General features: G+C 70.1%; 19 protein-coding genes. 8 read left to right on the forward strand and 11 right to left on the reverse strand.

Annotated features, from left to right (window positions below; all coding sequences use genetic code 11):
- Window positions 1–8: 8 nt before the first annotated feature.
- Complete coding sequence (locus AB0I72_RS13115; protein ID WP_358567578.1) at window positions 9–1,544, reverse strand: carboxyl transferase domain-containing protein; 1,536 nt, start codon at window positions 1,542–1,544, stop codon at window positions 9–11.
- 149 nt (window positions 1,545–1,693) lie between these two features.
- Complete coding sequence (locus AB0I72_RS13120) at window positions 1,694–3,436, reverse strand: acyclic terpene utilization AtuA family protein (RefSeq protein ID WP_358566838.1); 1,743 nt, start codon at window positions 3,434–3,436, stop codon at window positions 1,694–1,696.
- 152 nt (window positions 3,437–3,588) lie between these two features.
- Here AB0I72_RS13120 and AB0I72_RS13125 point away from each other — a divergent pair, with 152 nt between their 5' ends.
- Window positions 3,589–4,128 carry a hypothetical protein gene (locus AB0I72_RS13125; RefSeq protein ID WP_358566841.1) on the forward strand — a complete coding sequence of 180 codons (540 nt, stop codon included), beginning with the start codon at window positions 3,589–3,591 and terminating at the stop codon, window positions 4,126–4,128.
- A gap of 22 nt (window positions 4,129–4,150) precedes the next feature.
- On the opposite strand, the gene AB0I72_RS13130 is transcribed toward AB0I72_RS13125, so the two are convergent.
- Entirely contained in the window at window positions 4,151–4,912 is a 762-nt protein-coding gene (locus AB0I72_RS13130) for an MBL fold metallo-hydrolase (RefSeq protein WP_358566843.1), read from the reverse strand.
- A gap of 223 nt (window positions 4,913–5,135) precedes the next feature.
- On the opposite strand from AB0I72_RS13130, the gene AB0I72_RS13135 reads away from it, so the two are divergent.
- Together AB0I72_RS13135 and AB0I72_RS13140 are read left to right on the forward strand one after the other, a co-directional pair.
- Entirely contained in the window at window positions 5,136–5,555 is a 420-nt protein-coding gene (locus tag AB0I72_RS13135) for a YciI family protein (protein WP_358566846.1), read from the forward strand.
- Window positions 5,556–5,574: 19 nt separating this feature from the next.
- On the forward strand, window positions 5,575–6,861 hold the full coding sequence (locus AB0I72_RS13140; protein ID WP_358566849.1) for a DUF6596 domain-containing protein: 1,287 nt from the start codon (window positions 5,575–5,577) through the stop codon (window positions 6,859–6,861).
- A 70-nt stretch (window positions 6,862–6,931) separates the two neighbouring features.
- On the opposite strand, the gene AB0I72_RS13145 is transcribed toward AB0I72_RS13140, so the two are convergent.
- From AB0I72_RS13145 to AB0I72_RS13160, 4 genes are all read right to left on the reverse strand, one after another.
- Window positions 6,932–8,068 carry a vanadium-dependent haloperoxidase gene (locus tag AB0I72_RS13145; RefSeq protein ID WP_358566852.1) on the reverse strand — a complete coding sequence of 379 codons (1,137 nt, stop codon included), beginning with the start codon at window positions 8,066–8,068 and terminating at the stop codon, window positions 6,932–6,934.
- 473 nt (window positions 8,069–8,541) lie between these two features.
- A complete protein-coding gene (locus AB0I72_RS13150) occupies window positions 8,542–9,699 on the reverse strand; it encodes a methyltransferase domain-containing protein (RefSeq protein ID WP_358566856.1) in 1,158 nt (385 codons plus the stop codon).
- Window positions 9,696–10,655, reverse strand: a complete 960-nt coding sequence (gene tgmB, locus AB0I72_RS13155; protein ID WP_358566859.1) for an ATP-grasp ribosomal peptide maturase — start codon at window positions 10,653–10,655, stop codon at window positions 9,696–9,698. The genes AB0I72_RS13150 and tgmB overlap by 4 nt, the downstream gene beginning before the upstream one ends.
- A 19-nt stretch (window positions 10,656–10,674) precedes the next feature.
- Window positions 10,675–10,932, reverse strand: coding sequence for a hypothetical protein (locus AB0I72_RS13160; protein ID WP_358566862.1), 258 nt, complete (start codon window positions 10,930–10,932; stop codon window positions 10,675–10,677).
- Between the two features lie 487 nt (window positions 10,933–11,419).
- Here AB0I72_RS13160 and AB0I72_RS13165 point away from each other — a divergent pair, with 487 nt between their 5' ends.
- From AB0I72_RS13165 to AB0I72_RS13175, 3 genes are read left to right on the forward strand one after another with little or no spacing between them, the layout of a single operon-like run.
- Window positions 11,420–11,947: a DUF6879 family protein gene (locus AB0I72_RS13165; protein WP_358566865.1), complete on the forward strand. Its 528-nt coding sequence runs from the start codon at window positions 11,420–11,422 to the stop codon at window positions 11,945–11,947.
- Window positions 11,931–12,761 (forward strand): helix-turn-helix transcriptional regulator, encoded by an 831-nt coding sequence (locus tag AB0I72_RS13170; protein ID WP_358566868.1) that lies wholly within the window; start codon window positions 11,931–11,933, stop codon window positions 12,759–12,761. Before AB0I72_RS13165 ends, AB0I72_RS13170 begins: the two co-directional genes overlap by 17 nt.
- A complete protein-coding gene (locus tag AB0I72_RS13175; RefSeq protein ID WP_358566871.1) occupies window positions 12,746–13,381 on the forward strand; it encodes a DUF6879 family protein in 636 nt (211 codons plus the stop codon). Before AB0I72_RS13170 ends, AB0I72_RS13175 begins: the two co-directional genes overlap by 16 nt.
- A gap of 76 nt (window positions 13,382–13,457) precedes the next feature.
- Here AB0I72_RS13175 and AB0I72_RS13180 read toward each other — a convergent pair whose 3' ends face one another.
- Genes AB0I72_RS13180 through AB0I72_RS13190 form a run of 3 tightly spaced genes read right to left on the reverse strand, consistent with a single transcriptional unit; the run spans window position 13,458 to window position 14,834 of the window.
- Window positions 13,458–13,718, reverse strand: a complete 261-nt coding sequence (locus tag AB0I72_RS13180) for a DUF397 domain-containing protein (RefSeq protein WP_358566874.1) — start codon at window positions 13,716–13,718, stop codon at window positions 13,458–13,460.
- Between the two features lie 49 nt (window positions 13,719–13,767).
- A complete protein-coding gene (locus AB0I72_RS13185; protein ID WP_358566877.1) occupies window positions 13,768–13,974 on the reverse strand; it encodes a DUF397 domain-containing protein in 207 nt (68 codons plus the stop codon).
- Window positions 13,971–14,834 (reverse strand): helix-turn-helix transcriptional regulator, encoded by an 864-nt coding sequence (locus AB0I72_RS13190; RefSeq protein ID WP_358566879.1) that lies wholly within the window; start codon window positions 14,832–14,834, stop codon window positions 13,971–13,973. The genes AB0I72_RS13185 and AB0I72_RS13190 overlap by 4 nt, the downstream gene beginning before the upstream one ends.
- A 273-nt stretch (window positions 14,835–15,107) precedes the next feature.
- On the opposite strand from AB0I72_RS13190, the gene AB0I72_RS13195 reads away from it, so the two are divergent.
- Together AB0I72_RS13195 and AB0I72_RS13200 are read left to right on the forward strand one after the other, a co-directional pair.
- The gene (locus AB0I72_RS13195; protein ID WP_358566882.1) at window positions 15,108–15,614 is read left to right on the forward strand and encodes an ATP-binding protein; all 507 of its coding nucleotides are present in this window, start codon (window positions 15,108–15,110) and stop codon (window positions 15,612–15,614) included.
- Window positions 15,611–16,030, forward strand: coding sequence for a hypothetical protein (locus tag AB0I72_RS13200; protein WP_358566884.1), 420 nt, complete (start codon window positions 15,611–15,613; stop codon window positions 16,028–16,030). Before AB0I72_RS13195 ends, AB0I72_RS13200 begins: the two co-directional genes overlap by 4 nt.
- A gap of 72 nt (window positions 16,031–16,102) precedes the next feature.
- On the opposite strand, the gene AB0I72_RS13205 is transcribed toward AB0I72_RS13200, so the two are convergent.
- Window positions 16,103–17,392 (reverse strand): thymidine phosphorylase, encoded by a 1,290-nt coding sequence (locus tag AB0I72_RS13205; protein WP_358566887.1) that lies wholly within the window; start codon window positions 17,390–17,392, stop codon window positions 16,103–16,105.
- Window positions 17,393–17,449 lie beyond the last annotated feature (57 nt).

Genomic DNA, 17,449 nt, shown 5'->3' on the forward strand with positions numbered 1-17,449 from the left:
TCTCGGGGTCACATCCGGAAGACGCCGAAGCGGTCGGTGCCCCGGACGGGGGCGTTGTGCGCGAAGGACAGGCACAGTCCCAGGACGGTGCGGGTGTCGCGGGGGTCGATGACGCCGTCGTCGTAGACCCGACCGGACAGGAACAGGGGCAGGGACTCGGCCTCGATCTGGCGCTCGACCATCTCCCGCATCGCGGCGTCCTGGTCCTCGTCGTAGGGCTGTCCCTTCCGGGCGGCGGACTGGCGGGCGACGATCGAGAGCACCTCGGCCAGCTGGCGCGGCCCCATGACGGCCGACCGGGCGCTGGGCCAGGCGAACAGGAACCGGGGGTCGTAGGCGCGTCCGCACATACCGTAGTGCCCTGCGCCGTAGGAGGCGCCGATGAGCACGGAGAAGTGCGGGACGGTGCTGTTGGAGACGGCGTTGATCATCATGGAGCCGTGCTTGATGATGCCGCCCTGCTCGTACTCGCGGCCGACCATGTAGCCGGTGGTGTTGTGCAGGAAGACCAGGGGCGTGTCGGCCCGGTTGGCGAGCTGGATGAACTGGGCGGCCTTCTGCGCCTCGGCGCTGAACAGGACGCCGTGGTCGTTGGCCAGGACGCCGACCGGGTAGCCGTGCACGGCGGCCCAGCCGGTGACCAGGCCGGAGCCGTAGGCGGGTTTGAACTCGTCGAACTCCGAGCCGTCGACGATCCGGGCGATGACCTCGCGGGGGTCGACCGGGACCTTGAGGTCGGGCGGCATGACGCCGAGCAGTTCCTCGGCCGGATAGAGGGGCTCGGCGGCGGGCGCGGCGGGAGGCGCGCCCGGTTTGCGCCGGTTGAGGCGGGCGACGATACGGCGGCCGATGCGCAGGGCGTCGCGTTCATCCTCGGCGAGGTGGTCGGCGAGTCCGGACACCTCGGCGTGCATGCGCGCTCCGCCCAGGGACTCGTCGTCGCTCTCCTCCCCCGTGGCGGCCTTGACCAGCGGCGGGCCGCCGAGGAAGACCTTCGAGCGCTCGCGCACCATGACGACGTGGTCGCACATGCCCGGGACGTACGCGCCCCCGGCGGTGGAGTTGCCGAAGACGAGGGCGATCGTGGGCACCCCGGCGGCGGACAGGCGGGTCAGGTCGCGGAAGGTGCGTCCGCCGGGGACGAAGATCTCCTTCTGGGTGGGCAGGTCGGCGCCGCCGGACTCCACGAGGTTGATCAGCGGCATGCGGTTGTGTTCGGCGATCTCCGCCGCGCGGGCCGACTTGCGCAGCGTCCACGGGTTGCTGGACCCGCCGCGCACGGTGGGGTCGTTGGCCACGATGACGCACTCGGTGCCGGACACGACCCCGACGCCCGTGACGACGCTGGCCCCGACGTGGAAGTCGCTGCCCCAGGCGGCCAGGGGGGAGAGTTCGAGGAAGGGGCTGCCCTCGTCCAGGAGGAGTTCGATCCGTTCGCGGGCGAGCAGGCCGCCCCGTGACCGGTGCCGCTCCACGTAGCGCTGCCCGCCCCCGGCCACGGCCCTGGCGTGTTCGGCGTCGATCTCGGCGAGGGCGGCGAGCATCGACGCGCGCGCCTCGGCGTAGGCGGGTCCCGCGGTGTCCAGGCGGGTGGGGAGTACCGCGGCCGAGGACCGCCGATCGGGGGTGGTGGGCGGCGTGGGGGCGGTGGAGGGCGACGGGCGGACGGTGGCAGTGGGCGACGGGCGGGAACTCATGACCGCGCCACCTCCTCCAGCAGCGGCTCGGGCAGGGGCACCCGCTGGGCCCGCAGCCACTCCCCCAGCCCCTTGGCCTGGGGGTCGAGACCCTCGCGGCGCGCGGTACCGGGGGCGAGCAGGCCCTCGATCCAGAAGTTCACCGCGCGCAGGTTCGGCAGGGGGTGGCGGGTGATCCTGAGGTCGGCGGTCTCGGGGAGCAGTCGGCGCAGGAGGTCGACGGTGAGGGTGTGGACGAGCCACCGCCAGCCCGCGTCGGTGCGCGCCCACACGCCCAGGTTGGCGTCGGCGCCCTTGTCCCCGCTGCGGGCGCCGAGGACCAGTCCGAGCGGCGCGGGGGTGGCCGGGCCGGTCGGCGGGGGGTCGGGGAACGGGGGTTCGGGGAGGGCGGCGAGGTCGCGCGTGGCCTTCGGCGGCGGGATCACGGCGGTGGCGCCGTCGGGGAGGATGACGGTGTGCTCCACCTCGGTCGCGGGGACGAGGGCGTGGGTGATGGCGACCCCGTCGGGGCGGGCCTCCCGGGGCGGAGCGGACAGGTGGAACCCGGCGTAGCTGGCCAGGGCCAGTTCGACGGCGGTGGCTCCGAAGGACCGGCCGACCGTGGCGGGGTCGTGGTCGCGGGCCACGACGCGCAGGCGGGCGGTGGCGGCCTCCTGGTCGGCGGCGTGCGGGTCGCGCGCGGGCGTGAACTCGAAGCGCAGGTCCCCGGGTCTGCGGAAGGCGAGGGCGGTGCGCATCTGGCGTTCGGCGAGCGCGGCCTTGTCCTCGGCGTCCAGGCCGGTGACGAGGAACTCGACCTCGCCTCGGAACCCGGTGAGGCCGGTCAGGCCCACCTTGAGGTCGGGGGGCGGCGCCTCCCCGCGTACACCGCTGATCCGGACGCGGTCGGGGCCCTCCTGGTCGAGGCGGACGGTGTCCAGTCGCGCGGTGACGTCGGGTCCGGCGTAGCGGGGTCCGGCGATCTCGTAGACGAGCTGGGCGGTGACGGTGCCGGTGGTGACGGCGCCGCCGGAGTCGGGGTGCTTGGTGATGACGGCGCTGCCGTCGGCGTGGATCTCGGCGAGGGGGAAGCCGGGGCGGTCGAGGTCGTGGCCGTCGCGTCGCAGGTCGGCGGCGAAGGCGTAGTTGCCGCCGGTGGCCTGGGCGCCGCACTCGATGACGTGTCCGGCGACGGTCGCCCCGGCCAGGGCGTCGAGGTCGTCGCGGGTCCAGCCGTGGTGGGCGATGGCGGGGCCGACGGCGAGGGAGGCGTCGGTGACGCGGCCGGTGACCACGATGTCGGCGCCCGCGTCCAGGCAGGCGGCGATGCCGAAGGCGCCGAGGTAGGCGTTGGCGGTGAGCGGGCTGCCCAGGCCCAGCTCCTCGGCGCGGTGGAGGAGGTCGTCACCGGTGACGACGGCGATGCGCGGCTCCAGACCGAGCTGGTCGGCGAGTTCGGTGAGCCGGTCGGCAAGGCCGCGCGGGTTGAGGCCGCCCGCGTTGGCGACCACCCGGATCCGGCGCTCCATGACCAGGGACAGGCACGCGCGCATCTGGCTCAGGAAGGTCCTGGCGTAGCCGCGGCCGGGGTCCGCGAGCTGGTCGCGGCCGAGGATCGCCATGGTCAGCTCGGCCAGGTAGTCCCCGGTGAGGACGTCCAGGGGGCCGCCGGTGAGCATGTCGCGGACGGCGGAGAAACGGTCGCCGTAGAAACCGGAGGCGTTTCCGACGCGCAGCGGGGGCGCTGGTGTCGCAGTCATGGATCGAGGGTGACACCGCACACACAAAAAAACAAGCACACATGATTGTTTTTCTCCGGATCGTCCCATTGCTCACCAGATGGCCGAAAGTGGCCACGGAGTGTGCGTTATGAAGCCTCCGGAGAGGGGGACGCGCGGGGTAGTTTGGCGCGGTGAGCACCTCCCAGGATGACAAGAAGCCCAGCACGGACGGCGCCGACGAGGCGAAGGACACCGTCGTCGACACGGCCGAGCCGACGACCACCACGACGGCGGCGGACGACACGTCCGACGCGTCGGACGTGGACGCGGCGAGCGTCGAGGACGCGAGTGAGATCTTCCTCAGGGGAACGCCCGTACCGCCGTCCTCCACGATGGGCGGGGTCTTCTCCGCCGAGAGTTTCAGTGTGATCGGGCTGCTGCTCCTCTCGCCCGTCATCTTCAACTCGCGGCTCTTCGAGCTCTTCGGCTGGTTCGTCCTCACCGACGCGGGACTGGACGACGCCGGTCAGCTGCCCCTCCTCGGCGCCGAGGTCATGGTCGCGGGCGGTCTCAGCGCGCTGGCCATCCTCGCCGGCGCCGTGTCACTGTTCCGCAGCGGCGCGCACACGAGGGCCGCCGCGCGCTGGGCGTCGGCCGCCACGGTCCTCGTCGGCGCCCTGTTCGTCCTGGTCTCCGTCGCCACCTACGCGAGCCTGCCCGCCACGGGCTGACGATCCCCCCGCCGGGCGACCCTCACCAGGTGCGGGCGGCGTTGGCGCGGGCGGTCACGACCGCCTCGGCCACGGGCACACGCGCCAGCGAGCCGTGTCCGGGCAGAACGATGTCGGCGTCCAGCCCGGCGATCGTGTCGAGCGCGCCCATCATCCGCTCGCGGTCGTGGTGGAAGAGCGACGGGAGCGTCTGCGGACCCTCGAACCGGGAGATCGCGTGGCCGGTGCACAGGGTGTCCCCGGTGACCACGGCGCCCGCCGAGGGCAGGTGGTAGCAGCTGTGTCCGGAGGTGTGGCCGGGGGTCGGCACGGGAACGGGGCGGCCCGGCAGGTCGAGCGGCCCCTCGTTCGGGAACGGCAGGGCGCGCACGGGCTCCTTGCTGGTGCCGCCCGACCGCACGACGTGCAGGGTCCACGAGGCCACGCCGGAACGCCACAGGTGCGGCAGGATCGTCGCCGGGGTGGCCTGCTGGAGGTACTCGCGGGCGGCGTGCGGCACCTCGCGGGCGTCCATGTACACCGGGGTCCCGTAGCGCGCGGTGAAGCGCGGCAGGGAACCGATGTGGTCGACGTGGGCGTGGGTGACCAGGACGGCGCGCACGTCCTCGGGGCGGTGGCCGATGTGGCGGATCGACCCCTCGACGGCGTCGGCGTAGCCCGGATAGCCCGCGTCGATGAGCGTGAGGTCGTCGCCCTCCTCCAGGATCACCCAGTTGACGTGGGAGCCTCCGACGAAGTAGACGCCGTCCGCGGCCTTGACGACACCGCCCGCATGTGTTGACACGACTCTCCCGTCTCCGGCTCCGGCAGTCCTGGACGGGGCGCGCGGCCCCCCGCGAACGTAGCAGCACCGCCCGTGTCGAGGAAGGCCCTCCGCACGCCGCGAGGGCCGCCGAGAAAAGTTCGACAAAAAGTTCGACGACCGTGTCGATCCGCGTCATCCCGGTTCGACCTACGCATGCAAGGGTTCCACGGAGGAGCCCGGACATCCCAAGGAGTACGAAGACATGAAGTACATGCTGATCATGCGCGCGACGGACGAGGCCATGGAGAACATGGGGGACTTCGACCTCACCGAGATGCTGGAGACGGTCGGCAAGTTCAACGACGAACTGATCCGCGCCGGTGTCCTGCTCGCCGCGGAGGGCCTCGCCGACCCCTCCGAGGGCGTGGTCGTGGACTCCTCCTCGGAGCCGCCCGTGGTCACCGACGGCCCGTACGGGGAGACCAAGGAGCTGTTCGGCGGGTTCTACATCCTCAACGTGGCCTCCAAGGAGGAGGCCGTCGAGTGGGCCAAGCGGATGCCGGGCGGCGGCCCCGGTTTCAAGACCGAGGTCCGCCGGGTCACCACGATCGACGAGTTCCCGCAGGACAACGAGTGGATCAAGAAGGAGCGGGCGTGGCGCGAGGCCACCGGCCAGCTCTGAGCGGACGAACGGACGAGAAATGACCGACCCCACGGGCCGCGAGGCCGTCGCCGCCGTCTGGCGGATCGAGTCCGCGCGGATCGTCGGCGCCCTCGCGCGCTACACCGGGGACTTCGCGCTGGCCGAGGACCTGGCCCAGGAGGCACTGGCCGAGGCGCTGGTGACCTGGCCGCGCGAGGGCGTGCCCGGCAACCCCGCGGGGTGGTTGCTGACCGTCGGCAGGCGGCGCGCGATCGACGGCTTCCGTCGGCGCGCCGCCCGCGACGAGCGCTACGCCGCCCTCGCCCGGGACCTGGACGAGGGCGGCATCGCGTCCGGGGGCGCGACCGCCCCAGCGAGCGGGGACGACCAGGACGTGCTGTGGGATCCGGACCAGATCGACGACGACGTGCTCGCGCTGATGTTCACCGCCTGCCACCCGGTGCTGTCGCGGGAGGCGCGCGTGGCGCTCACGCTGCGCGTGGTCGGCGGTCTGACCAGCGACCAGATCGCCAGGGCGTTCCTGCTGCCGACCGCGACCGTGCAGGCCCGGATCACGCGGGCGAAGAAGACCCTCGGGGCGGCGCGGGTGCCGTTCGGTCTCCCTTCGGCGAAGGAGCGCGCCGCGCGGCTCGGATCGGTCCTCAACGTGGTCTACGTGATCTTCACCGAGGGGTCCACGGTGAGCTCCGGCGACCAGCTGATCCGGTTCGACCTCGCCTCCGAGGCCCTGCGCCTGGCGCGGGTGCTGGCCCGGCTGGTCCCGGACGAGCCGGAGGCGCACGGTCTGCTGGCGCTCCTGGAGCTGACGGCCGCGCGTTTCCCGGCCCGCACCGACGCGGAGGGACGGCCGGTGCTGCTGGAGGACCAGGACCGGCGCCGGTGGGACCGCGACGCGATCCGGCGGGGGCGCGCCGCCCTGGCAGGCGCGGAGCGGTGCGGCCGGGGCCTGGGCGCGTACGGGTTGCAGGCGGCGATCGCGGAGTGCCACGCGGTCGCCCCGTCGGTCGGGGAGACGGACTGGGAACGGATCGTGGTCGTCTACGAGGCGCTCGGGAGGATCGCTCCGTCGCCGGTGGTCGACCTCAACCGGGCGGTGGCGGTGTCGATGGCCCGGGGACCGGCCGCGGCGCTGGCGATCGTGGACGCGCTGGCGGCGGACGGATCGTTGGCGAGGACGCACCTGCTGCCGACCGTGCGCGGGGAGCTGCTCACCCGCCTGGGGCGGACCGACGAGGCCCGCACCGAGCTGGAGCACGCGGTGACGCTGTGCGGCAACGACCAGGAGCGGACCGTCCTGGAGGGCAAGCTCGCCAGTCTGGGGTGATCCGGCGCGGGCGTCGCCGCACCGGACCGGGGTCCGGTGCGGCCGTCGCCCCCTCAAGCCGGGGATCGGATCACCCCAGGGCACGGGCGACGTGTTCGGCCACCTCGTAGCCGTGTTCCAGGGAGCGCTCGTTGGTCAGGCGGTAGTGGCACCCGGCGTAGAGGCGGCTGTCCGCCACCTCCTGGGCTGCCGCGGTGATGCTCGGCAGATGGCGGGTCACCCCCACGGCGTGCGGGTCGTCGGTCGTGGCCGTGTAGTCGAGATCGGCGGTGCCGAAGTGGTGGGAGAGCGCCCCGGCCCAGGCACCCGCCACGGACGCGTGGCCGGACAGGTACGAGGGGTGGTTGGGGGCGAAGTGACGGCCCTTGGTGTCGGCGGACAACGGCTGCCAGTCCGGATCGGGCGAGGTCTGGGGGTTGCCGTCGGTGTCCGCCATCCGGATGGCGTGGTGGGGACGCCAGTGGTCGACCTCGGTCTCGTACTTGGAGTCCCAGGCCGTGATGATCACCTCCGCGATCGCCACCGCCTGGAGGGCGAAGAGCCGGGCGGTGTCGACGGTGGAGGCGTACGGCCTGTGCGTCCGGACCAGGATGCCGGTGTGCTCGTACATCTGGCCGAGCTTGTAGGTGCCGTCGAGGTCGTTGGCCCAGAACCGGGCCATCTCGGCCTGGTCGGGCGTGCGCTCGGTCGAGTCGGCGCCGCCGAGTGTCCGGACCAGCTCCACCTCCTCGGCGTACCGCTCGCTGGCCAGGCGCTCCCTCGTGCTCGCGTACCCGCCCCAGGGCTCCGGGCGCAGCTGTGAGCCGCGCTCCAACACGAACGGCCGGACCCTGCCCCAGTGCGGCTCGACGACGGGAACGCTCGGGTCCGGCCGCCAGTGGCCCGGCTTCAGGACCGGCACGTACTCGACGGTGCGGTCCCAGCCGTCGTCCCTGCGATGGCGGAGGATGGCGGCCGCCGTCCGGCGTCCGGCCCACCGGCCCAGCGTGTGGTCGCGTGAGCCGCCGCGGTGCGCTCCCAGGGCGGCGCGCAGGTCGTCGGAGAAGTCCAGACGGGGGAAGAGGGCCTCCAGCGTCCTGTGCGCGGCGTGGTCGATCGCGGGGTTCAGCGCCCCTTCCCTGCCGCCGATGAGGTCACTCGTGTCGGTCAGATAAATCCTTCCATAGGACTCGAAGGAACCGACGAGATCGTATATCGCCGCATTCATCATCGCCCCCGCACGGGAGATCGGCCCCGGCCCTCCGTGCGTTTGACGAAACGCACCGGTGAGGACCTTGTTCCAATAAAGGACATGGTCCGCGATCGACTTCTCAGCGGCCGCCGCCCTCGACGCCGCAGGGAGGACAGCGGCGCCGACCGCGGCACCCGCTATCGCCTTGATGCCGCTCCGCCTGGTGAATTCGGGCATATCTCGCGTTTCCCGTCCATGGTCGCACGAACGCCGCCCGGGTGTTTCGGGTCGCGGACTGACGCGAACACGGGAGTCCCGGAGGCACGGATGTGTTTCGCGTACCACTCATACCGACGAGACCTCGGAACGCGGAGAGGAAAACCATTCAGCTGCCGATGCTTGACGCGATCATCGACCGCCCTTGGGTCCTCGGGCTCGCCCCGGGAAACCAAGGAGTCGATGGCGCCAGGTACGGGGCCGCGACCGGAGGCGCGCCGCACGCCCGTGTCTCACCGCCCGGATGTCCGGGCGGGGTCGAGATCCCACCGACGCCCGCCCTCCGGCCGGTCGAGCCACAGCAGGTGCCGCCCCTCCGCCGACACGGTGAGCCCGTACCGGCCGATCCCCGGACGGCCCGCGTCGTCCCAACCGCCCAGCAGCTCGGTGAAGGCGTCCCAGACGCCCGTGTCTCCCTGTTCGGCGACGACCGCCCGCCCGTGTTCGTCGACCTCGGCGCGCGCCCACGCGCCCGAGGCGGCGTCGAGCACGCAGTGCACCTCCCGGTCGGCCTGGTGCCGCACCACACGGGTGCCGAACGGCAGGAACAGGGACAGCAGGAACTCCGACATCGCGTGGTCGTCCAGGCCGGGGATCTCGCCCGCCTCGCGCACCCGATCGGGTTCACCCCGGGTCGCACGGAGCACTTCCTGCGGTGTCGGCACACCCGGCGTCGACGGTGAACGCAGCCGCATGAAACCAGCGGCGTCGGGGAGGAAGCGGCCGTGTGCGGTCCCGTCCCCTCTCCTGTGGAGTCGCGCCAGGCCCAGGCCGACATTGGCCAGGATCAGGCCGCTCCCGGTCAGTTGCTCCAGCCACGGCGCGGGGACGCGGCCGAGTCCGCAGGTGGCCAGGATGCGATCGTAGGGCGCGTTCGGCGGGTAGCCGTGCGCGCCGTCGGCCACGGCGACGGTGGGCCCGTACCCCGCTGCGGCCAGGGACACGTGAGCCCGTTCGACCAGTTCCGGGTCGCGGTCGATCGACGTCACCAGCGCCGACCCGACGCGTTCGCTCAACAGGCCCGCGTTGTAGCCGGTCCCGGCGCCGACCTCCAGGACCCGCATGCCGTCCTCCACCTGGAGGTGTTCGAGCATCAGCGCCATCAGGGAGGGTTCGGTGGAGGAACTGACGGCCAGCCCTTCCGGGGAGAAGCGGGTGATGAGGGTGCTGTCGCTGTAGACCGCCTCCAGCCAGCCCGGGGTCCGGTCGGTGTAGGAGACCGTGCCCTCCTCCGTCCGCACGTGGAACTCCGGGACGAAGAGGTGGCGGGGCACGGTGGCGAAGGCGTGCCGCCATGCGGGGGATCGCAGGCTGCCCTTGGCGAGCAGTTCCTCGGCCAGCCGGTCCGCGTGGGGGACCTGATTCGAGCTCGGCGTGCGTGAGCGGGTCATGTACTGCTCTCCTGTAGTTCGTGTGCGATCGCGGCGGCGATGGGTTGGCCGGTGGCGAGCTGAATCCAGCCCCACTGCCCGTTCGGATTCAGCTCCAGGAACACCCAGCGGCCCTCGGGTGTGACGACGAAGTCGAGTGCGCCGTACGTCAGGTGGAGGTCGGACATCAGGCGACGCACCGCCACGGCGACGTGTCTCGGTGGCTCAACCAGGCGGTAGCTGAGGCTGCGGTAGTCCGATCTCCAGTCGGTGTGTGCGCGAGCACTTCCCGCGTCGATGCGCGCGGCGAAGAGCCTGGGGCCGACGACGGTGATCCGCACCTCGTACGCCTTGTCCACCCACGTCTGGAAGAGATGGGCCGTAGCGGCAACTCCCGGGGTGATCTCCTCCTCGGTGACACGTGTGGTGTACAGCGCGGTGTTCGGTCCCGTCCCTCCACCCGTGTCGGGTGCGCCCGTCATCGACTTGTAGACCGTCTCCCTCCGTGCACAGGTGAAGTGGCGGGCGGCGTCGGTGATGTTGGTGATCAGGCTTTCCGGTACGGACAGCCCCGCCCGTGCGGCCGCGGCCAGTTGGTGAGGCTTGTGCGCGGCGGCCGCATTCCGATTCGGGTGATTCACCCAGGGGCGACCAAGCGCCGTCAGCACCCCGCCGAAACCAGCCACTGCCTCGCGCTCGGACCAACGCCGCTCCCCACTCGGCAGGGAAGGGTGTGCCCGGTGTGGGGTAGGGCGCCGGTAGTACACGGAGGTGATCTCTTCCAGGAGCACCTCCCGCTGCTCCAGACGGAGCAGCCCCGTGACCGTTCCGGCTTCCGAGACGTGTGCCTCCAGTTCGGTCGATGCCGGGAAGTCCCCAGGGTCACATCGGAGAACCGGCACGTCGCACCGGTGGAGTTCGCGGATCACCAGGTCGGCGGTGGGATCCAGCCGTCGTGTCAGGACCAGGACGGTCACGGGTGGCCTCCGCGTGTGTCTACTCGTCTTCGATCTGGTCGGTCCACGTCTGCATGTCCTCTGTGGTGGTGACCGTGCACTGCACGGCCGTTCCCAGGATCGGCTGCTCGATCAAGGGGGATCCGTCGCGCACGGACATCTGGGAGTCCGTGTCGTAGTCGATCCCCGAGACGTCGTAGCTGGCCTCCGGGGCAGGCGCGGTACAGCGGGTGAGGCCGAACGGCTGGGACACACCGCCGACCGGGGAGATGATGTCGGTGACTACTGTGCGAGGCATCGTTGCTGATCTCCTTAGCTCTTCTGCGTGCGAGAACGGATGACTTCCGATAGAAAAGTCCGATTCACGAATTTCGTGATTCCTCGGATCGGACATGGAGATCATACGAACCCGGCGAAGCAAAGGGCAGAGTCATTCCCGAAATCGAATAATCACACCCACCGGAGCGATGATTCGGGTTTACACTCAGGCCGATCTATTCCACTTCGGGAATATTCCTTGGAGACACTGGACGCGCGTGCGTGAGGGCGATAGCTTGGCATCCCCTTCGGAACACGCCTGGGAGCGTAGATGACCCCCAAACCCGGACTGATCCGCCTCACGGGTGGTGGCGATGGCAGCGCTTGCGACAGCCACGACTGCCCCAACGTCTACCTGTCAGACAGCGGTAGCATCGTTGTCCAAGGTGACACCTACACCGGATTCACTCCGCCCCGAGGGGAGTCCCTCGTGGAGATTCCCCGCCACGTTCTTCAGGAGGCATTCCGTGCTCTTGGATGGTGAGAAGTGGAACGCGTTCTTCGACAGCTTCGAATCGGAGGCGTGGCGTCTGGAGGTACAACCCACCTACACCATGCCGGGGGAGGCGGACAGCTTCGCCCGCTTCCTTCGCGGTGAGCCCAAACCCGATGGGCACAACGCCAGGTGGCACGAAAGGGTACGGGGGTACCGCACGGCTGGGAAGTACGTCGGACGAGTCCGGATCGTCCGACAGCCCCTGACGGACTACCAGCGCTACCAGTTCGCCTGGGGCATCCCGGGCAACATCGCGGCCGGTGAGGACATCCGTGTCCTGGACCTGACCGAAACGGATCTGGGCTTGCCGGACTTCGACTTCTGGATGTTCGATGAGGCCCGGATCGTCCGCCTCAACTACCGCCCCGACGGCACCCAGATCAACCGTGAACTGCTCGACGACGATCCCGCCACTTATCAGGAGTGGAAGCGGATCGCCATCGAGGCGAGCGTTCCGTTCGCGACGTACGTAGAGTCTCAGGGTGGCGCTAGAACCTGACGAACTCGCGGCGGCCCGAAGGAACCTCGGTCAGGAACTTCGGGAACTGCGCCGGGCGGTCGGTCTCTCAGGAGAGCGACTGGCCCGGCGCTGCGCCATGTCCCAGAGCAAGATCAGCAAGATCGAGAACGGTCGGCTCACCCCGACGATGATCGATCTGGACCGCATGTTGACTGCGTTGGGGGTGACAGCAGACCAATCTCACGAGGTCTTTGCCCTAGCGAGGAAGGCGAACACCGAGTGGCTGGAAACCCGAGCGCTGTGGCGTAAAGGACTGGAGTCGCAACAAGAGGAATTGGCTGCGCTGGAGACTTCGGCCAGCGAAGCCCGCTACTTCCTGCCGACGATAATCACCGGACTGCTGGCGACCCCGGAGTACATCAGGGCCAGCCTGACCCACGCACCGGGTGACGTCTCGACCACCGTGGCGAAGAAGATCGCCCGGCAGAAGATCCTCCGTGCCGGGGCGCGTTCGTTCACCTTCCTCCTCACCGAACAGGCGGCCCGATGGGCGATCCTGCCGCCACGGGGGATGGCTGAACAACTGGAGCACCTGATCGAGGTATCCCGGTTCGACGCCGTGCGCGTGGGCGTGATCCCGCACGGCACGGTACTCCCACGCGGCCCGATGAACACGTTCACCGTGTACGACGACCGACTCGCGACGGTGGAGATCTTCACCGGCCGCCTGGCCTTTCGCGACCCGCGCGACGTGGCGGCCTACCGGGAACTGTTCGCCATGTACGAGGAGCACGCGGTGTTCGGGGACTCCGCTCGCGACCAACTCCAGGAGTGGGCGTGCCAGTCGCCATGATCCACCGGATGGATGCCTCCGACTCCTCCATCACGAACCCGAAGCCATGGAGCACGCGAATGACCAGATTGATGATGTCCGAGTTCCAGGACACCTTCGATGATTTCCAGCACCAGGTCTTTCGACTGGAGACTCTGGACTTCTACGACTCACCGAGCGAACGTGAGCCGCTAGCGCGATTCCGCGCAGGTCAGCCTCAAGACTCGACCTGGCGCGCTCGGTGGACGGCTCGTGTACGCACCATCAGGAAGCGAGGAGCCACGATCGGCCGGGTACACGTGGTGACGGAACCGCTGACCGAGTACGTCCGTTTCGAGATGACCTGCGCCTATCCATCGAACGTCGAAGACGGGGAAGACGTCCGCATCCTGCCCCGCGGCCTGGCTGACGAACTCGGCGTTCCCACCATCGACTTCTGGCTCTTCGACGACGAACGAACCGCGATCATGGTCTACGACGAGTCCGGCGCACTGACACACATCGAGGTGACTCGGGATCCGGACACCGTTCGCGATCACGCGCGCTGGCGCGACCTCACGAGAGCCCACGCCATCCCTCTTCGCCAGTATCTGACCTCGGTCGGCCTCGAACCCCAGGTCGGGCGTACCGCCACCAAGTGACTGACTGCGCGACCAGGTCTGATCAGGACTCCGACCCTCGCGACCGAGGGGCGGCACCGACCGCCCCTCGGCTCTGCTACTTGGCGGCGTCGAGGAAGGCCTGCCACTCCACGGCACCGAAGAACAGCGCTCCCAGATCGCGGTGCTTCGAGTCACGCAGACCGGTGATCAGCCCCTCCGAGACTTCGACGCACGCGGTCTGGTCAGCGCTGTACGTGGCCGTGTGCCAGGCGGACCCGCTCGTCCAGTCGGCCACCTCTACGCAGGCGGCTTCACTCTGGGAGTAGCTGGACTTTCGAAAGAGTGTGCCTGGGGGCACGGAGCATGATGCATTCACAGGATCATTCCTTGTCTCTGCTCAGGTAAGTGGCGAAGCGCCACGTCGGTCATCGGGAGCGCGCCGCATCGACGAATGCGGCCCACTCGTCGGGACCGAAGAACAAAGCGCCCAGATCACGGTGCTTCGTGTCCCGGACACCGGTCACCGGACCCTCCGAGACCTCCACGCACGCCCCCCGATCGTTCGTGTAGCTCGCCTTGTGCCAGGGGCTGGTGGGGACGAAGGTCTCGACTGTGGTCGTGCTCGGGGTCATGACTGCCTCTTGTAGTCAGTGAACAGCGCCTGGAGGAAGCTCCGCGACTCCGCCGTGGAGAGCGCGGACGCCTGTAGCTGATCAAACGCTATCTCGTGCTCCAGAATGTCCACCTGGTCCTCGAAGAACATTCCGTTCGGCGGAACGTCCACGAACAGCGCCCGGTCGCTCTCGTCGAAGGTCAGCAGGGAGAAGCCGTAGTTCCTGGACATGCCGACGGACGCGGGCAGCACCTGGAGATTGATCGATGGGCGGTCGGCGAGGGCAACGAGGTAATCGAGCTGGGTGGCCATCGCTCCCGGTCCACCGATGACGCAACGCAGACACGACTCATCCAGAATCATCCAGATCCGTGGGGGTTCCGCACGCTCCAACACGTTCGCGCGGCGCTGACGACGAGCCTCGACACGCCGCGTCCGTTCCGCCTCATCCGGGACGAACCCCCTCCCCATCATGGCCTCGATGTAGTCCTGATGTTGGAGCAGTCCGGGAATCAGCCCGACCGTGTACTCCTGGATCTTCGCGGCTTCGTGTTCCAGACCGTAGAACGCCCCTACTCCAACGTCCTGGTACTGGAACCACCAGGGCTTCTGTTTGCGCGACGCCTTGGCGATCTCCACCAGGTCCTCGCGCAGTTCGTCCGTAGATCCGTAGAGTCGGCACAGCTCGGAGACGTCAGCGGAGTTCAGGCGGATGAACCTGCCCGTCTCTATCCGGATGATCTTGCCGGGGTCCCACCCCATCCGCTTCGAGACCTCATTCTGTGACAGCTTCGCTTGGGCTCGAAGCCGTTTGAGCTGACTGACCAGATGACGACGCCGGACGGGTGAGCCCTGGGCCACGGCTGTCTCCTCGCTCATGTCGTGGATCTCTCCCCATTATCCCAGTGGATGCAAACAAGACTTATCGGATATACGTGACCACTTTTTTGCAACACATGGATTTTCTGGGTCTCGTGCATCACCCTAGACGTAGCGGCAACGGTTCTCCGAGTTTCCGGGGGACGCGGCACAGCGCTGCCTCCGGCGTGGGCACCAACCACCGTGGCCGCACACGACAAGGCTCCGGCGGGTGTTCTCAGCACCCCCGGAGCACGGTCAGTACTTCGATCCCTACCGCGAGGAAGAACCAACATGGCCATCATGCCGCAAACACCCATCCCCGCCTACCCAGGGCGACGCTGGGCGGCCCGCACCTACCCCGGCCTGGCCTCCATGGCCGCCCGGCTGCGCGCCGACCTCCGGGACGACCTCGCCACCCTGGCCGGGATCACGCCCGACCTGGCCGACGACATCACCCTCTGCGCCAGCGAAGCCTTCGCGAACGCCTGCGACCACTCGCGCTCCGGCCACCCGGGCGGACGGGTCATGCGCTTCCTGTCCACGCCCGTCGTGACCAGGCACGAGACCACCCTGCGGCTCTCGCTCATCGACGACGGACCAAAACGCGACCCGCGCATCCCCGCCCCGCGCACCCCGCACGGCTGCCCGCTGGCCGAGCGCGGCCGGGGCCTCCTCCTCATCCACCGCCTGGCCACCGAGTGGGGCACCTCGCGAGCCGTGGACACGCCGGACGGCTCCCTCCTGTCCACCGCCCTCTGGGCCGAGTTCGCCTACCCGAGCGCTGAGGCGGACCGATGACCGACACCGACCGCATCCGCGCCGTCCTGGACGCCCCGCACGGCCGTCGGTTCGCCCGGCCGACCGCCGCCACCGCCGCCCCCGCCGACCGGCAGCGGCTCCTCCTGGCGCAGATGCGCGACAACCCCCGTGTCCGCTACCGGCGGGAGCACGGCGTCCTCCCCGCCTGGATGGACGAACCGCGCCGACGCCCGCCGAACCCTCCGGCGCCGCTCCCGATCCCCCGCCCGCGCAGCGCCCCCGACCACGACCCCCGCCCCGGGTCCCCCAACCGTCCGCCCCTCCCCCGCCGTCGCAGCCGTCACCGCAAGCCGCCCAGACGCCTCCTCCCGCTCCTGGCGGTCCACGCCCTGACCGCCCTGGCCGGAACCCTGGCCGGAGCGGGCGTCCACCACCTCGTCGCGGGTCTCCTGTAACCCCCCACACGCACGAAGGGCCGCACCGGAACCCAAACATCCGGTGCGGCCCTTCGCCGTGTCAGCGGAAGGTCAGGCCACCCGCTCGATCACCAGGGGCCGCGGCTCGTACTCCGCGTCCGGCTCGATCTCGAACGCCCCCTCCAGGGCCTCGGCCGCCCGCTCGAACCGCTCGGCCTCGTCCGCGTGCAGGGTGAACAGCGGCTCGCCCGCCGTGACCGTCTCCCCCGGCTTGGCGTGCAGCGTCACGCCCGCGCCGAAGGACACCGCGTCCTCCTTGCGGGCGCGACCGGCGCCGAGCCGCCACGCGGCCAGCCCCACCGGATAGGCGTCCAGCCGGGTGAGCGTCCCCGACGCGGGCGCGAGCACCACCCGTGTCTCGGCGGCCACCGGCAGCGGCGCGTCCGGGTCGCCGCCCTGCGCCCGGATGATCTCCTTCCACGACGCCAGCGCGCTCCCGTCCCTGAGCGCCTCGGCCGGGTCCTTGACCCCGTCCTCCCCGGGCCTGAGCCCGGCGGCGGCCAGCATCTCCCGGGCCAGCGCCACGGTCAGCTCCACCACGTCGGCCGGACCGCCGCCGGAGAGCACCTCGACCGCCTCGGCCACCTCCAGCGCGTTGCCGACCTGACGGCCCAGCGGCGTCTCCATGTCGGTGAGCAGCGCGACCGTGCGCACCCCGTGGTCGTTACCGATGTCCACCATCGTGCGCGCCAGTTCCCGGGCCGAGTCGACGTCCTTCATGAACGCGCCGGAACCCACCTTGACGTCCAGGACGAGCGAACCCGTCCCCTCGGCGAGCTTCTTGCTCATGATCGACGCGGAGATCATCGGGATCGACTCCACGGTCCCGGTCACGTCGCGCAGCGCGTACAGCTTCCGGTCGGCGGGCGCGAGCCCGGGCCCGGCCGCGCAGATGACGCCGCCCGTCGAGGAGAGCACCGCGCGCATCTCGTCGGTGCTGAGCGAGGCCCGCCACCCCGGGATCGACTCCAGCTTGTCGAGCGTGCCGCCCGTGTGCCCGAGCCCGCGCCCGGACAGCTGCGGCACGGCCGCCCCGCACGCGGCCACGGTCGGGGTCAGCGGCAGCGTGATCTTGTCCCCCACGCCGCCGGTCGAGTGCTTGTCCGTGGTGGGCCGCGCGAGGTCGGAGAAGTCCAGCCGGTCGCCGGACGCGAGCATCGCCTCGGTCCACCGGCTCACCTCCCCGCGGTTCATCCCGCGCAGGAAGACCGCCATGGCCAGCGCGGACATCTGCTCCTCGGCGATCTCGCCCCGGGTGTAGGCGTCGATCACCCAGTCGATCTGCTCGGACGTGAGCTCCGCGCCGTCCCGCTTGGCCCTGATGATCTCGATGACGTCCATGTCGTGTTCCCCTTCTTCGCGGAACCGCGGCTGAAAAGGCGTCTCCCCGGCACCGGA

The organism is Nocardiopsis sp. NPDC049922, from assembly GCF_040660275.1.
Classification (GTDB): domain Bacteria; phylum Actinomycetota; class Actinomycetes; order Streptosporangiales; family Streptosporangiaceae; genus Nocardiopsis.

Bases quoted from the DNA above. Each gene is read 5' to 3' on its own strand.
- AB0I72_RS13140 (WP_358566849.1), top strand. From the start codon at position 5,575: ATGACCGACCCCACGGGCCGCGAGGCCGTCGCCGCCGTCTGGCGGATC.
- AB0I72_RS13135 (WP_358566846.1), top strand. From the start codon at position 5,136: ATGAAGTACATGCTGATCATGCGCGCGACGGACGAGGCCATGGAGAAC.
- AB0I72_RS13150 (WP_358566856.1), bottom strand. From the start codon at position 9,699: ATGACCCGCTCACGCACGCCGAGCTCGAATCAGGTCCCCCACGCGGAC.
- AB0I72_RS13120 (WP_358566838.1), bottom strand. From the start codon at position 3,436: ATGACTGCGACACCAGCGCCCCCGCTGCGCGTCGGAAACGCCTCCGGT.
- AB0I72_RS13195 (WP_358566882.1), top strand. From the start codon at position 15,108: ATGGCCATCATGCCGCAAACACCCATCCCCGCCTACCCAGGGCGACGC.
- AB0I72_RS13115 (WP_358567578.1), bottom strand. From the start codon at position 1,544: ATGCTCGCCGCCCTCGCCGAGATCGACGCCGAACACGCCAGGGCCGTG.
- AB0I72_RS13145 (WP_358566852.1), bottom strand. From the start codon at position 8,068: ATGAATGCGGCGATATACGATCTCGTCGGTTCCTTCGAGTCCTATGGA.
- AB0I72_RS13185 (WP_358566877.1), bottom strand. From the start codon at position 13,974: ATGACCCCGAGCACGACCACAGTCGAGACCTTCGTCCCCACCAGCCCC.
- AB0I72_RS13205 (WP_358566887.1), bottom strand. From the start codon at position 17,392: ATGGACGTCATCGAGATCATCAGGGCCAAGCGGGACGGCGCGGAGCTC.
- AB0I72_RS13190 (WP_358566879.1), bottom strand. From the start codon at position 14,834: ATGAGCGAGGAGACAGCCGTGGCCCAGGGCTCACCCGTCCGGCGTCGT.
- AB0I72_RS13200 (WP_358566884.1), top strand. From the start codon at position 15,611: ATGACCGACACCGACCGCATCCGCGCCGTCCTGGACGCCCCGCACGGC.
- AB0I72_RS13160 (WP_358566862.1), bottom strand. From the start codon at position 10,932: ATGCCTCGCACAGTAGTCACCGACATCATCTCCCCGGTCGGCGGTGTG.